The organism is Sphingomonas sp. KRR8 (assembly GCF_023559245.1).
Classification (GTDB): domain Bacteria; phylum Pseudomonadota; class Alphaproteobacteria; order Sphingomonadales; family Sphingomonadaceae; genus Sphingomicrobium.
In genome coordinates this window covers 396,528-409,286 of sequence record NZ_CP097462.1, presented here as the reverse complement: position 1 = coordinate 409,286, position 12,759 = coordinate 396,528, and the positions used below count along the sequence as shown (strand labels likewise).

17 protein-coding genes are annotated in these 12,759 nt (G+C 64.7%); 8 read left to right on the top strand and 9 right to left on the bottom strand.

From position 1 onward, the window contains the following. Nucleotides 1-27 precede the first annotated feature (27 nt). A complete protein-coding gene (gene trmFO / locus M8312_RS02070; protein ID WP_250118736.1) occupies nucleotides 28-1,356 on the top strand; it encodes a methylenetetrahydrofolate--tRNA-(uracil(54)-C(5))-methyltransferase (FADH(2)-oxidizing) TrmFO in 1,329 nt (442 codons plus the stop codon). Here trmFO and M8312_RS02065 read toward each other — a convergent pair. From M8312_RS02065 to M8312_RS02040, 6 genes are all read right to left on the bottom strand, one after another. Then, the gene (locus tag M8312_RS02065; protein WP_250118735.1) at nucleotides 1,353-1,775 is read right to left on the bottom strand and encodes a BLUF domain-containing protein; all 423 of its coding nucleotides are present in this window, start codon (nucleotides 1,773-1,775) and stop codon (nucleotides 1,353-1,355) included. The genes trmFO and M8312_RS02065 overlap by 4 nt on opposite strands. A 22-nt stretch (nucleotides 1,776-1,797) precedes the next feature. Beyond that, nucleotides 1,798-2,253 carry an EF-hand domain-containing protein gene (locus M8312_RS02060; protein ID WP_250118734.1) on the bottom strand — a complete coding sequence of 152 codons (456 nt, stop codon included), beginning with the start codon at nucleotides 2,251-2,253 and terminating at the stop codon, nucleotides 1,798-1,800. 61 nt (nucleotides 2,254-2,314) lie between these two features. Next, nucleotides 2,315-2,914 (bottom strand): hypothetical protein, encoded by a 600-nt coding sequence (locus tag M8312_RS02055; protein ID WP_250118733.1) that lies wholly within the window; start codon nucleotides 2,912-2,914, stop codon nucleotides 2,315-2,317. 54 nt (nucleotides 2,915-2,968) lie between these two features. Further along, nucleotides 2,969-4,381 (bottom strand): pyruvate dehydrogenase complex E1 component subunit beta, encoded by a 1,413-nt coding sequence (locus M8312_RS02050; RefSeq protein WP_250118732.1) that lies wholly within the window; start codon nucleotides 4,379-4,381, stop codon nucleotides 2,969-2,971. Further along, nucleotides 4,381-5,433: a pyruvate dehydrogenase (acetyl-transferring) E1 component subunit alpha gene (pdhA, locus tag M8312_RS02045; RefSeq protein WP_250118731.1), complete on the bottom strand. Its 1,053-nt coding sequence runs from the start codon at nucleotides 5,431-5,433 to the stop codon at nucleotides 4,381-4,383. The genes M8312_RS02050 and pdhA overlap by 1 nt, the downstream gene beginning before the upstream one ends. An 85-nt stretch (nucleotides 5,434-5,518) precedes the next feature. Further along, nucleotides 5,519-5,791, bottom strand: a complete 273-nt coding sequence (locus M8312_RS02040; RefSeq protein WP_349773304.1) for an FtsB family cell division protein — start codon at nucleotides 5,789-5,791, stop codon at nucleotides 5,519-5,521. A 339-nt stretch (nucleotides 5,792-6,130) separates the two neighbouring features. On the opposite strand from M8312_RS02040, the gene M8312_RS02035 reads away from it, so the two are divergent. Together M8312_RS02035 and M8312_RS02030 are read left to right on the top strand one after the other, a co-directional pair. Next, complete coding sequence (locus tag M8312_RS02035; protein ID WP_250118729.1) at nucleotides 6,131-6,583, top strand: Lrp/AsnC family transcriptional regulator; 453 nt, start codon at nucleotides 6,131-6,133, stop codon at nucleotides 6,581-6,583. Between the two features lie 74 nt (nucleotides 6,584-6,657). Continuing rightward, the gene (locus M8312_RS02030; protein WP_250118728.1) at nucleotides 6,658-7,971 is read left to right on the top strand and encodes an NRAMP family divalent metal transporter; all 1,314 of its coding nucleotides are present in this window, start codon (nucleotides 6,658-6,660) and stop codon (nucleotides 7,969-7,971) included. A gap of 3 nt (nucleotides 7,972-7,974) precedes the next feature. On the opposite strand, the gene eno is transcribed toward M8312_RS02030, so the two are convergent. Further along, nucleotides 7,975-9,285: a phosphopyruvate hydratase gene (eno, locus tag M8312_RS02025; RefSeq protein ID WP_250118727.1), complete on the bottom strand. Its 1,311-nt coding sequence runs from the start codon at nucleotides 9,283-9,285 to the stop codon at nucleotides 7,975-7,977. Nucleotides 9,286-9,434: 149 nt separating this feature from the next. Between eno and M8312_RS02020 the strand changes: the two genes are divergently transcribed. The 5 genes from M8312_RS02020 to M8312_RS02000 all read left to right on the top strand — a co-directional run bounded on the left by M8312_RS02020 (nucleotide 9,435) and on the right by M8312_RS02000 (nucleotide 11,554). Next, entirely contained in the window at nucleotides 9,435-10,115 is a 681-nt protein-coding gene (locus tag M8312_RS02020; protein WP_250118726.1) for a hypothetical protein, read from the top strand. A gap of 5 nt (nucleotides 10,116-10,120) precedes the next feature. Further along, nucleotides 10,121-10,474, top strand: coding sequence for a phage holin family protein (locus M8312_RS02015; RefSeq protein WP_250118725.1), 354 nt, complete (start codon nucleotides 10,121-10,123; stop codon nucleotides 10,472-10,474). Next, nucleotides 10,471-10,824 (top strand): hypothetical protein, encoded by a 354-nt coding sequence (locus M8312_RS02010; protein WP_250118724.1) that lies wholly within the window; start codon nucleotides 10,471-10,473, stop codon nucleotides 10,822-10,824. Before M8312_RS02015 ends, M8312_RS02010 begins: the two co-directional genes overlap by 4 nt. Continuing rightward, entirely contained in the window at nucleotides 10,824-11,165 is a 342-nt protein-coding gene (locus M8312_RS02005; RefSeq protein WP_250118723.1) for a hypothetical protein, read from the top strand. The genes M8312_RS02010 and M8312_RS02005 overlap by 1 nt, the downstream gene beginning before the upstream one ends. 164 nt (nucleotides 11,166-11,329) lie before the next feature. Further along, a complete protein-coding gene (locus tag M8312_RS02000) occupies nucleotides 11,330-11,554 on the top strand; it encodes a DUF4170 domain-containing protein (RefSeq protein ID WP_250118722.1) in 225 nt (74 codons plus the stop codon). Between the two features lie 3 nt (nucleotides 11,555-11,557). Here the strand turns inward: M8312_RS02000 and M8312_RS01995 are convergent, their stop codons facing one another. Both M8312_RS01995 and greA read right to left on the bottom strand, forming a co-directional pair. After that, nucleotides 11,558-12,187, bottom strand: coding sequence for a rhomboid family intramembrane serine protease (locus tag M8312_RS01995; protein ID WP_250118721.1), 630 nt, complete (start codon nucleotides 12,185-12,187; stop codon nucleotides 11,558-11,560). Between the two features lie 28 nt (nucleotides 12,188-12,215). Beyond that, nucleotides 12,216-12,689 carry a transcription elongation factor GreA gene (gene greA / locus M8312_RS01990; protein ID WP_250118720.1) on the bottom strand — a complete coding sequence of 158 codons (474 nt, stop codon included), beginning with the start codon at nucleotides 12,687-12,689 and terminating at the stop codon, nucleotides 12,216-12,218. Nucleotides 12,690-12,759 lie beyond the last annotated feature (70 nt).

Below are 12,759 nucleotides of genomic sequence, written 5' to 3'. Positions count from 1 at the left end.
CGGCTGATCGGGGGTAAGGGCGCGCTCATGCACGACATTCACATCATTGGCGGCGGTCTCGCCGGGTCCGAAGCGGCGTGGCAGCTGGCCGAAGCCGGGCTGCGGGTTCGCCTGTCCGAAATGCGCGGCGGCGGGGACAATACGCCGGCGCATGAGAGCGATCGGCTGGCGGAGATGGTGTGCTCGAACAGTTTCCGCTCCGACGATGCGGAGAATAATTGCGTCGGCCTCCTCCACCAAGAGATGCGGCGCCTGGACTCACTGATCCTGCGCGAAGCCGACCGCCACCGGGTGCCGGCTGGATCCGCGCTGGCTGTCGACCGCGAGGCGTTTGCGGCGGGGGTGACTTCCGCCATCGAGGCGCACCCCAATATCGCCGTAGTGCGTGAGCGGATCGATGCCCTGCCCGCTCACCCGACCATCATCGCGACGGGTCCACTGACGTGCTCGGGCCTCGCCGCGGCAATCGCGGCCGAGACCGGCAGCGACGCCCTCGCCTTCTTCGACGCGATCGCGCCCATCGTTCACCTCGACAGCATCGACATGAGCGTCTGCTGGAAAGCTGCTCGCTGGGACAAGGGCGGCGACGACTACATCAATTGCCCGCTCACCAGGGACGAGTACCACGCCTTCGTCGAGGCTCTGCGCCAAGGCGAGAAGACCGAGTTCAAGGAGTGGGAAAAGGACACGCCCTATTTCGAGGGCTGCATGCCGATCGAGGTCATGGCGGAACGGGGCGTCGAGACGCTTCGCTTCGGGCCGATGAAGGGGGTCGGCCTCGACGATCCGCGGACCGGGCGATGGCCGTACGCCTGCGTCCAACTGAGGCAGGACAATGCATTGGGCACGTTGTGGAACATGGTCGGATTCCAGACCAAGCTCCGCCATGCCGAGCAGGTGCGCATCTTCCGCACCATACCTGGTCTGCAGAATGCCGAATTCGCACGGCTCGGCGGCATTCACCGCAACAGCTTCATTCGGTCACCGGAACTGCTCGACAGCGAACTGCGTCTGAAGAGCCGTCCCAACATCCGCTTTGCCGGACAGATCACCGGCTGCGAGGGATACGTGGAAAGCGCCGCGGTGGGCCTGCTGGCGGCCCGCTTCGCCATCGCCGAGCAGCGTGGTGAGACGCTGGCGGCATTGCCAGTGGAAACCGCGATCGGCGCCCTGCTCAACCACATCACCGGCGGAGCGACGGCACAGAGCTACCAGCCGATGAACGTCAATTTCGGCCTCATGCCACCGCTACCAAGCCGGTTCCGAAAGGCCGACCGCAAGAAGGCCTTCACCGACCGGGCGCGCGGCGCGTTCGACGTGTGGCTTGCCGATCAGCGCGAGACCATCCCCGCCTAGGACGGCTGCTTCATCATGGCCGACATGGTCATCAGCAAATCACGTACGGGGGCGGGTGTGTCACGGCGCAGGGCGCGTTCGACCGCCTCCGCATTGCCGGTCGTGCCGTCCAGCCGAAGAAAGCCCATCGTCCAGTCCGGAAAGGCACGTTGCTTGATCGTTCTCTGATCGGTTACGACCACGTCGCAATGGCGCGGATCACCAGTGATCCGCTCCATCACGTCCTCGATTGCCGGCTGAGTTCCCTCGAGCACCTGCACGAACGAACGCCCGTCATACATCAGGAAGCCGGTAATCCCGTCCAGCGCGTTGTTGACCTGGGCCCCGTACAGCATTCGCTCAATGGCACCGTCTTCGAGCGGCCCCGCCGCCTTGCTGGAGTAAGTAAGCGAATACACTTCCATACCCCGGCCTACCATTTCTTCCGGTGTTCGGAAAGGCTTAGCAGCTGCAGGTGGCGCGGCGCTTGGGTTTAGGCGGTGCGGTAGAAGCGTATTCGGTGGGGCTTAGCCAACCACTATGGTCGGCATCCGCATCCTGGACTTTGGTGATGGTCTTGGTCGCCCATTCCTCGAAACTCAGCTTGCCGTCGCCATTGGTATCCAGCTTGGCGAAGGCCTTGTGCCGTGGAGCAAGCAACTCCTGGATGTCGACCCGACCATCCTTGTTCTTGTCGGCGCGCGAGAAACGCTTCTCCTCGCGCGACTTTGGCGTGGCTTCGGGTGGGCGGAGGGTTTCGGACATTGCGAGAAGCGGCGTCGGGGAGATTCGCGCGCTGGCGAACTTTGTCGGCGTGGCGGAGAAACCGCCAAGCTCGGCGGCACGACCCTGCCAAAGCAAGAACGCACCAGTAACCATCAGAAAACAGGCTGCCACTCCGGCGAAAAAGCGTCCCATTCGGACCCCTTTACATCAACGGATTCGGCGCCCGAACGAATGCGTCAGCAAGGATGCCGTGTCAACGACCTGTCCAACGATGACGAAGCAAGGTCCAGGCGCGTGCCGGCGTGGCCTCTGGCTCAAGCTTCCCCCTGCGCGCATCGCGCTGCGCAAGCGCCGCCAAAGAGGTGAGCGGGCGGAGCGGACGCGGCGCAGGCGATACCTTGACCGGCGGCGGGACTGGCCGCCCGAAACGCCGGGCGAGATCGGCGGCGGCCCACAGGCCGGCAGCGTCGCGCAGCCCCTCGCCGCTTTGTCCAAGCAATCGGGCCGCCAGCTGGAACAGCATTACTCCGCGCGACCTCAGCCGCCCCTCCTCAGGGACTTCCTCCAGCAGCGCCGACCAGCCGTCCTCCAGCCCTGCCAGAGCTCCACCGCTCACCCCTCTGGGCAGCAGTTCACGCGCGGCCGAATGTAGTCGCGGCTCGGCCGGTGCTGGCTCATGATCGAGTCTCTCGAGATTCTCGCGCCACCAGGCGAGCTTGATCGCCGCGAGCATCGGCTCACGCGCCGTGCCGACCACCTCCGCCATGGCATCATCAATGGCGAACAGGGCATCGAACGCAGCGCGAAGCTCGGGCGGCCAGTGCAGGCGAACAAGGTCGCGATCGTTGGTCATTGAGCTGGCCCGCTCAACTCGCCCGCCTCCGCTCAAGACGAGCGAAAACGGCGCTTACCGGTAACAAACCGCCTTCACCGCCTTGACCACATCGTCCGCCTTGATCAGCGCCATCTTCTCGAGGTTGGCGGCGTAAGGCAGTGGCACATCCGCGTCAGTCACCCGCAGGACGGGGGCGTCGAGGTCATCGAAGCCTTCCTCCATGCAGATCGCCATGATCTCCGACGCGATGGAACAGGTCGGCCAGCCTTCCTCGACCACCACCATTCGGTTGGTCTTTGCGAGGGACGTCAATACCGTCTGCTTGTCGAGCGGCCGCAGGGTGCGGAGGTCGATGACCTCCGCGTCCACACCTTCGCCGGCGAGCTTATCGGCCGCTTCGAGAGCCACGCCAACGCCGATGGAGTAGCTGACCAGCGTCACGTCCTTGCCCTCGCGCATGATCCGGGCCTTGCCGATCGGAAGCACCCAATCGTCGACCTGCGGCACGTCGAAATTGTGCCCGTAGAGCAGCTCATTCTCAAGGAAGACCACGGGGTCGTCCGAGCGGATCGCAGCCTTGAGCAAACCCTTCGCGTCGGCCGCGTCATAAGGCGCAATCACCACCAGTCCCGGTACGCTGGCGTACCAGGGGCCGTAGTTCTGGCTGTGCTGCGCGCCGACCCGGCTGGCGGCGCCGTTGGGACCGCGGAACACAATCGGGCAGCGCATCTGGCCGCCCGACATGTAGTTGGTCTTGGCCGCCGAGTTGATGATGTGGTCGATCGCCTGCATGGCGAAGTTGAAGGTCATGAACTCGACGATCGGCTTCAATCCGCCCATTGCCGCGCCCGACCCCAGGCCGGCAAAGCCATATTCGGTGATCGGCGTGTCGATCACGCGCTTGGGGCCAAACTCCTCGAGCAGGCCCTGGGTGACCTTGTAGGCACCCTGATATTGCGCGACTTCCTCGCCCAGCACGAAGACGCGCTCGTCGCGGCGCATTTCCTCCGCCATCGCGTCACGCAGCGCTTCCCGCACCGTCACGCTCTGCATGGTCGCGCCGGCCGGAATCTCGCTGTCGGGCGCCACGGGCTGCTGGTTGGCCGCATCGAACAGCTGACGTGCGCCGGTTTCAGCGTGCTTGGGCGTCGGCGCGGCACTTTCGGTCTTCTGATCCGATGGCGTTGGTGGAGCCTCTGGCGAGGGTGCAGCCGCAGCCGGGCTCGCGGGCGCGGCCTCCTCGCCCTCGCCGCCCATGAGTGCAATGGCCGTACCAACCTTCACCCCGTCCGTACCTTCCGGCACGAGGATCTTGGAGATGGTCCCCTCATCGACCGCTTCGAATTCCATTGTGGCCTTGTCGGTCTCGATTTCCGCCAGGATATCGCCCGACTTCACCTGGTCGCCTTCCTTGACCAGCCACTTGGCCAGCGTGCCCTCCTCCATGGTTGGAGAAAGCGCCGGCATCTTCAGTTCAACGCCCATCAGTAGCGCTCCACCAGCACGTCGGTCGCCAGCTCGGCCGCATCGGGCTCCGGCGCCTCTTCGGCAAACTTCGCAGCGTTGACCACGATGTCCTTGATCTCCTTGTCGATCGCCTTGAGCTCTTCCTCGGCCACCCCGAGCGCCTCCAGCTCCTTGCCGGCGCGGTCGATCGGGTCGTGGTGCTCGCGGTAGCCCTGCACTTCCTCACGCGTCCGGTATTTGGCCGGATCGCTCATCGAGTGGCCGCGGTAGCGATAGGTCTTGAGCTCAAGGATGATCGGGCCCTTGCCCGAACGGGTCCATTCGAGCGCTTCCTCGGCCGCGCCGCGCACCGCCAGCACGTCCATGCCGTCGACCTGGATGCCCGGAATGCGGAAGCTTTCGCCGCGCTTGTAGAAGTCGGGCTCGGAGGATGAGCGATCGACGCTGGTGCCCATCGCATAATGATTGTTCTCGATCGCGTAGACGACCGGCAGCTTCCACAGCTCGGCCATGTTGAAGCTTTCGTAAACCTGCCCCTGGTTGGCCGCGCCGTCGCCGAAGTAGGTCAGGCAAACCCCTCCATCGCCCGAATACTGATGCTTGAACGCAAGGCCGGTGCCGAGGCTGACCTGCGCGCCAACGATGCCGTGGCCGCCGTAGAAGCCATGCTCGACGCTGAACATGTGCATGGAGCCGCCCTTGCCCTTGCTGATGCCGGCCGCGCGGCCGGTCAGCTCGGCCATGATGACCTTGGGGTCGATCCCGTAGGCGAGCATGTGGCCATGGTCGCGATAGCCGGTGATGACGCTGTCCTTGCCGACCGTCATTGCGCTCTGGAGGCCTACGGCCACGGCTTCCTGGCCGATGTAAAGGTGGCAGAAGCCGCCGATCAGGCCCAGGCCATATAATTGTCCGGCCCGCTCCTCGAAGCGGCGGATGAGCAGCATCTGCTTGTAGAATCCCAGCAGCTCGTCCTTGCTGGCCTGATAACGTTCAGGCTGCGCCGGGCGCTCGCGGTTGGAGATGGGTTCGGCCGGCGCTGCGGCCTTGGGCTTGGCGGAACGCGCCACGGCATATCCTCAAACTGATCTGGAACGGCCGGGTCTATAGGAGGGCCGCTGCCGCCCGGCAAATGCCGATTGAGCGCCCAAGCACTCAGTCTTCGAGCGGGACGATCACTTCGTCGGGACGAACCAGGCCGAGGCGGCCGCGAACCATCTCGTCCGCCATGTCCGGGTCAGCCTTGCGCGGGTCGAGCAGCGCCGAACGGTGGCGAAGCTGATCGCGCTGCGCTTCCAGCTGCGCCAACTCCGATTTGCGGGCCTTGAGATCATGGGCATAGCCGCCGAGCGCCAGCAGGCCGTTTGGACCGGCCACGGCATGGCCGGCAAACGTGCCGATGATGAGCAGAGCCAGGGCCGGCAACACTGCCCGCCTGATCAATCCCGTCGCTCGTTGTGCCGCGCCTCCCATAAAGGCACAGAATCAGAGTTGGGGAGTCTTGGCAAGGCGTTTGGGACGGCACCGTAACGTCAACAATAAAAAAAGACCCCGGAGATGCGTGTCTCCGGGGCCAGTTCCAAAGGGTGTCACCGGCGAGAATTGAAAAATTCTTGCGTGCTCCGCCAGGATCTCGCGCCGCCGATGACCCCTCTTTCCTACTTTGCCTCTTTGACCTAGCAAAGAGCCGCAAGGCAAAAAGCATGGATCAGTCGCGGCCAAAGGCGCTGCGTGCAACAATCTTCCAAAACTCACGAAAGTGGCAGCATGGACCGGACCGACACCCGTATCCTCAAGCTCCTTCAGGAGGATGCAGACCGGCCAGTGGCAGAGATCGCCTCGGCCGTCGGCCTCTCGCCGACCCCCTGCTGGCGCCGCATCCAGAAGCTCAAGGCCAGCGGGGTCATCCGCCGAACGGTGGCGATCGTCGATCCACAGGCGATCGGCCGCGGCCTCAACGTCTTCGTCGGAATCGAAGCGCGCGACCACACGCCTGACTGGCTGGAGCAGTTCACGGCAACCGTATCGCCCATGCCCGAGGTGATGGAAATCTACCGGATGGCTGGCGAACTCGACTACCTGCTCCGCATCAGCGTTCGCGACATGGCGCAGTTCGACGATTTCTATCGCCGGCTGATTGCCGCCGTCCCACTCAAGAACGTCACGAGCCATTTCGCCATGGAGCGGGTGAAGCACACCACTGCCTACCCAGTTGAATAAAGGTTCATTGGCCTTCAGACGACGGCTCACCTAGCAGCCCACCGACCACCGCCAGTCCATTGAAGAGACCAACCATGGTGACGATCCAGGAAGGACATGCGGCAGGTCACCCGCACGATCGCCGCTGGTATCGGCTGATCATCGCTGGAACGTTCGGGCGACTGGGACCCGGGCTCATTACGGGAGCGGCGGACGACGACCCGAGTGGCATCGCCACCTACTCGCAGGCGGGCGCGCAGTTCGGACTGAACATGCTCTGGACGGTGTGCTTCACCTATCCATTGATGGTCGCGGTGCAGGTGATCTGCGCCCGGGTGGGCCGGGTCAGCGGACGCGGCCTCGCGGCCAATCTGACGGAGGTATTTCCGCGCTGGGCCGTGGCACTGCTGGTGCTTGGCCTGATGATCGCGAACACGGTCAACATCGGCGCCGACGTCGGCGCCATGGGCGCTGCCGCGCAGCTGGTTACCGGAGCGCGCGATGACACGTGGTTCACCCTTGGCGCCGCGGTTGTGTCCCTGCTGCTGCAGGTGCTGGTGCCCTATCACTTTTATGTGAAGCTGCTGAAGTGGCTGACCCTGGTCCTGTTCGCCTACGTCGGGGTCGTGTTCAGTGTGGCGATCGATTGGAGCCAGGTGTTGGAGAGCACCTTCATGCCGAGCGTGAGCTGGACGCCCGAAACCATGACCATGGTGGTCGCGGTGTTCGGCACCACGATCAGCCCCTACCTGTTCTTCTGGCAGTCCGCCGAAGAAGTGGAGGACATGCAGCTGAGACACCGCGTCGCCTTGCGCGACGCCTCGCGAGCCAGTGCCCGGCGCGAGATCCGGCGCATGACGCAGGACACCTTCGCCGGCATGGGTATCTCCAACCTCATTGCCTACTTCATCATCCTGACCACCGCAGTGACCCTTCACCAGAGTGGAATGACGGACATCCAGACCTCTGCTCAGGCGGCGGAGGCGCTGCGGCCGATTGCGGGACGCCTCGCCTTCTGGCTGTTCAGCATCGGCATCGTCGGCACTGGGCTCTTGGCCATGCCGGTACTCGCCGGCTCCGCCGCTTACGCCTTGTGCGAGGTGCTGGGGCGGCCCGCGGGGCTTGAGAAGTCATTCGGCCAAGCTCGTACCTTCTATGGCATCATCGGCACGCTGATGGTGGTGGCACTCGCCGTACCGCTGTCCAGCCTCGATCCGATCAAGGCGCTGTTCTGGAGCGCGGTGCTGAACGGCGTCATCGCCGTCCCCATCATGGCCGCGACCATGTGGATCAGCGGCCGCCACGCGCAGATGGGCCGCTATGTCGCCAACCGGTGGCAGCGCTGGCTCGGTTGGGCGGCGACCTTGGTCATGGCGGCCGCCGCCATCGGCATGTTCGTGCTCGGCTGAGGTTCAGCCCGCCCGGTATGCCTTGAGCGCCGCGCGGCCGGCGTAACGTGCGGCGTCACCAAGCTCTTCCTCGATTCGGAGGAGCTGATTGTACTTGGCGGTGCGGTCCGACCGAGCCAGGCTGCCGGTCTTGATCTGCCCGCAGTCCAGCGCGACGGCGAGGTCGGCGATGGTGCTGTCCTCCGTCTCGCCCGAGCGGTGGCTCATGACGGCGGTATAGCCGCTCGACTGCGCCATCCGCACCGCGGCGATCGTCTCCGACAGCGAGCCGATCTGGTTGACCTTGATCAGGATCGAGTTGGCGATCCCGTCCTTGATCCCCTGACCGAGGCGCGACACGTTGGTCACGAACAGGTCGTCTCCAACCAGCTGTACCCGGTCGCCAAGCTTGTCGGTCAGGGCTTTCCAGCCGGCCATGTCATCCTCGGCCATTCCGTCTTCGATGGATGCGATCGGATAATCGCGAGCAAGTTCGGCAAGGAAGTCGACCATCTGCTCCGGCGACAGGTCCCGCGAATCGCCGCCGGAGCGGCCCTCCTTTTGACCCAGCTTATACTGCCCATCCTTGAAGAACTCGGTGGCCGCGCAGTCGAGCGCGATCAGCACGTCGCTGCCAAGCGTGTAGCCGGCGGCATGGGTCGCCTCGCCGATGTAGTCGAGGGCCTGACGCGGGCTTTCGATCGCAGGAGCGAAGCCGCCCTCGTCACCAACCGCGGTCGACAGGCCGGCACCGTGCAGCTTGCTCTTGAGCGCATGAAAGATCTCGGCCCCGCAGCGAAGTGCTTCGGCGAAGCTGTCGGCGCCAACCGGCATCACCATGAATTCCTGAAAGTCGATCGGATTGTCGGCGTGCGCACCGCCGTTCAGGATGTTCATCATCGGAACCGGCAACAGGTGCGCCGAAACTCCGCCGACATAACGGTAGAGCGGAAGTCCGCGAGCGTCGGCTGCCGCCTTCGCGACAGCCAGGCTGACGCCGAGAATGGCGTTGGCGCCCAGCTTTCCCTTGTTGTCGCTGCCGTCAGCGTTGATCAGCGCGGCGTCCACGTCCTGCTGGTCCTCCGCCTCGAAACCGAGGACCGCGTCGGCCAGCGGTCCGTTCACCGCGTCGACCGCCTTGGAGACACCCTTTCCGCCCCAGCGGCTCTTGTCCCCATCACGAAGCTCAACCGCTTCATGCGCGCCGGTCGAGGCGCCCGAGGGCACCGCGGCCCGGCCGAGGCTGCCGTCCTCCAGCGTGACGTCCACTTCCACGGTGGGGTTGCCGCGGCTGTCGAGGATCTGGCGGGCATGGACGTCGATGATTGCGGTCATGGAACGATAGTCTCCGGCGCGACGATGGGATAAGGTCCGGCCTCTATCGGTGCACCGCCGTGGCGGCAACATTCGCCGCGCTGCACCGGAACGTGCGTGCCGCTCCCGGGTTCTTGGGGCGAGAGTAACTCGTACCGAAGGAGAGCCATATGGCCGATACGAACAATGGCCTGCCGGAAGGCACCGACACGATTATCGAAGGCGGCGGAGCGGGCGGAAGCAGCGGCGGCACCGGCCGTAGCGGCTCAACCAGCGGCGGCGGAAGCCCATCCACGGCCAGCAACTCAACCGGAGGACGAACCGCCATGACGGCCAGCGACAGCGGCACCGATAGCCTGATCACCGGCTCCACCTCGGACCAGGGCCGAAGCACCGGCGGAAACACCAGCGGCGGGAGCAGCGATGGCTCCGGCGGCATTCGCGGGATGATCTCCACCGCGGGTACCAAGGCGCGCGACGAAGCGGCCAGCCGTGCCCGCGGCTTTGTCGAGCAGGGGCTGACCAGTAGCTCGGCCGCGCTCGGCAATGTGGCCTCGATCATCGAGGACACGGTTGAGCAGATCGGGGAGCGCCTTGGCCCACAATATGCCGACTACGCCCGCACCGCGAGCCAGACGGTCAATCGCTATGCGACCACCCTCCAGAACAAGGACCCTGATGAGCTGGTCGACGACGCACGTGAGCTGGTCCGGAAGAGCCCCGGCATCGCGCTCGCGGGTGCGGCGATCGTCGGTTTCGGCCTGGTTCGCCTGCTGAAGGCCGGCATGGAAGGCGGCAGCGACACGACGGGCGCCCGCAGCGGCGGCCGGAACAACCGTCAGTCGGACTGACGGCCATGCTCAAGCCCGCAAGCCCGCCGATCAGCGGTGACGACAGCGTTGGTGATCTGCTTCACCGGCTGGTGAACGACGGCAAGGCCTATGCCCAGGCCGAAGTCGCCTATGTGAAGACGCTCGGCTCCGAAAAGGCCGCTCAGGCCAAGCAGCCGGTCATCTACGGGGTCGCGGCACTGCTCTTCGCCCATGCCGCTTTCTTGGCGGTTTGTGCGCTCATCTGGGTGGGCCTTGCTCAGCTGATGAACGCCGCGCTTGCGGGATTGTTGACTGTGATCATCCTTGGCGCCGTCGCGGGCGTGCTTGGCTACCTGGCCTACGGCGGCGTCCGGAAGATGACGGGAGCGGCCAAATGACCGACGCCCATCAGGTCCGGATCGCCCAGGCCAGAGGCCAGGCCGATGCCGCCAAGGCGCGGCTGATGGCGACGGTCGAGGAGGTCAAGGCGCGCCTTGCCCCCAAGACCCTTGCCGGAAACGCCATGCAGGCCGCCAAGGACAAGAGCATCGTGGTTGCTGACGACACCGTCACGGCCGTCAAGGAAAAGCCGATGATGGCTGCCGGCATTGCCGGCGCCACCGCCCTGCTGATCGCCCGCAAGCCGTTGATCGCGGCCATCGGGCGCTGGTGGCGCGGCGAAGCGGACGACATCGAAAATGACAATCATGGCCGGCGCGAACGCGTCCGTGCCAAGGAGGATAAGTAATGACCAAGCGTAGCAGCACCGACTATTCGAACACCAGCCAGGCGGACGATGGTCGCTTCAGCAACCTGTCGCAGAGCGCATCCGACCAGATCGACAATTCGCCGCTGATCGCACTCGGTGCGGGCGTCGCCCTTGGCGCGGTATTGGGCGCCGTGCTTCCCGCCAGCCGCAAGGAGCGCGAGTTGCTCCAGCCGCTTGGTGCCAAGCTCAATACCGCAGGTACCGGCGCAATCGAGCGCGGCCGTGATATGGCCAAGCAGCGGTTTGACGAAATGGCGGGCGACAAGGTTCGTGAGTTCTTCGGTGCCGGGACGACCTCTGGCGGTTCCTCGAACGCCTGAGCCTCGACGCCGCAATCCGAGGATGTGCGGGTCCTGAGCGCAGCAACGCATAGCCGAAGGGCGTCTTCATCAACGCCCTTCGGCTATGGCCCCTTCGCTCTGGACGAAAGAAGAATTCAGCCAACCTTTCACCCACGTCACTTGGGTGCTATCGGCCCCGGCCCATGAGCAAGCTCCACCTCGTATTCGGCGGCCGGGTCAAGGATCCGCAGGGCCTGGACTTCGTCGATCTCAAGAAGGTCGATCTGGTCGGCCTCTTCGACAATTACGCTGACGCCGAGGAAGCCTGGCGCGCCAATGCCCAGCGCACGGTTGATGACGCGGAAATGAAGTATGTGGTGGTGCACCTGCACCGCCTGCTCGAGCCGGATGTCGAAGCCAAGGTCTGACCGTCAGGCCGAGCGATAGCGCCAGAGCAGAAGCGGCCGTTGCAGAAGCAGGCCGGTGATGAAGCCGGCGATATGAGCCGGTGTCGCCAGCATCATGCCCTCGGTCCCGGCCGCATAGCCAACCCCGATCTGGAGCACGGTCCAGGCGACTGCCAGCCAGACGATGTGGATCAGGCGATTAATCGAAGGGTTGCGGCTGACCTGCTTTGGCCTGCCGAAGCTCAGCGCATAGGCGCCGATCACGCCGCTGATCGCGCCGCTCGCGCCGATCACCGGAATGACGCCGAGCGGCAGCACCGCCCATTGCGCCAGCGCAGAAGTGACGGCGCTCACCAGATAGATCACGACCAGCCCCTGCGCCCCAAGCACCCGTTCAACCGCGATCCCGCACAGCAACAGCATCATCATGTTGAAGAGCAGGTGCAGCAGCCCGCCGTGCACCAACGTGCAGCTGAACGGCGTCAGCAGGACGGGAACTGCGGAGGACAGGTCGAGAATCCCCGACGCGCGCGCCGGAATGAACCCCATCGCGCCTGCCGCAAGTCCTTGATAGCCCGGAAGCAGGATCAACAGGGAGATGATGCTCGTCACCGCCGCGATGGCGATGGTGGGCGAACGCCAGTTGATGGTCATGCGAGAAGGTCGCTAGCCAGCGCGGGGCTCACACGAACTCGATCTGAGCTATCTCGTAATAGCGGTCACCCGAAGGCGTGGTAACCTCCACCTCATCGCCGACTTGCCGGCCGATCAGGGCGCGCCCAAGCGGACTGTTGTAGCTGATCCGGCCGATCTTCGCGTCCGCCTCCGTCTGGCCGACGAGCTGGTATTTCACCGGCTTGTCGTCCTCATCGATCAGGCTGACGGTCGCGCCGAACACGACCTTGTCGCCGGATAGCGTGGTCGGATCGATCACCAGCGCACGGGCCAGCCGATCCTCGATGTCGGCGATGTACGCCTCGATCTGACCCTGCCGCTCCTTGGCAGCGTGATATTCGGCATTCTCACTGAGATCGCCGTGTGCGCGTGCTTCCTCGATCGCATCGACGACCTGCGGACGCTCGATCTTGAGGCGCTTCAGTTCGTCTTCGAGCTGACGATAGCCTTCGGCCAGCATCGGCACCTTGTCGCTCGCCATGGGCGCATCCAGTCCTTCATATCCACTCAACAAAACCCGCCCGCCGCGCTGACCCGAGGGCCGCGTGATT

Coding starts and splice junctions, on each gene's coding strand:
- trmFO (WP_250118736.1), top strand. CDS start 28: ATGCACGACATTCACATCATTGGCGGCGGTCTCGCCGGGTCCGAAGCG.
- M8312_RS02065 (WP_250118735.1), bottom strand. CDS start 1,775: ATGGTAGGCCGGGGTATGGAAGTGTATTCGCTTACTTACTCCAGCAAG.
- M8312_RS02060 (WP_250118734.1), bottom strand. CDS start 2,253: ATGGGACGCTTTTTCGCCGGAGTGGCAGCCTGTTTTCTGATGGTTACT.
- M8312_RS02055 (WP_250118733.1), bottom strand. CDS start 2,914: ATGACCAACGATCGCGACCTTGTTCGCCTGCACTGGCCGCCCGAGCTT.
- M8312_RS02050 (WP_250118732.1), bottom strand. CDS start 4,381: ATGGGCGTTGAACTGAAGATGCCGGCGCTTTCTCCAACCATGGAGGAG.
- M8312_RS02035 (WP_250118729.1), top strand. CDS start 6,131: ATGGACCGGACCGACACCCGTATCCTCAAGCTCCTTCAGGAGGATGCA.
- M8312_RS02030 (WP_250118728.1), top strand. CDS start 6,658: ATGGTGACGATCCAGGAAGGACATGCGGCAGGTCACCCGCACGATCGC.
- eno (WP_250118727.1), bottom strand. CDS start 9,285: ATGACCGCAATCATCGACGTCCATGCCCGCCAGATCCTCGACAGCCGC.
- M8312_RS02020 (WP_250118726.1), top strand. CDS start 9,435: ATGGCCGATACGAACAATGGCCTGCCGGAAGGCACCGACACGATTATC.
- M8312_RS02015 (WP_250118725.1), top strand. CDS start 10,121: ATGCTCAAGCCCGCAAGCCCGCCGATCAGCGGTGACGACAGCGTTGGT.
- M8312_RS02010 (WP_250118724.1), top strand. CDS start 10,471: ATGACCGACGCCCATCAGGTCCGGATCGCCCAGGCCAGAGGCCAGGCC.
- M8312_RS02005 (WP_250118723.1), top strand. CDS start 10,824: ATGACCAAGCGTAGCAGCACCGACTATTCGAACACCAGCCAGGCGGAC.
- M8312_RS02000 (WP_250118722.1), top strand. CDS start 11,330: ATGAGCAAGCTCCACCTCGTATTCGGCGGCCGGGTCAAGGATCCGCAG.
- M8312_RS01995 (WP_250118721.1), bottom strand. CDS start 12,187: ATGACCATCAACTGGCGTTCGCCCACCATCGCCATCGCGGCGGTGACG.
- greA (WP_250118720.1), bottom strand. CDS start 12,689: ATGGCGAGCGACAAGGTGCCGATGCTGGCCGAAGGCTATCGTCAGCTC.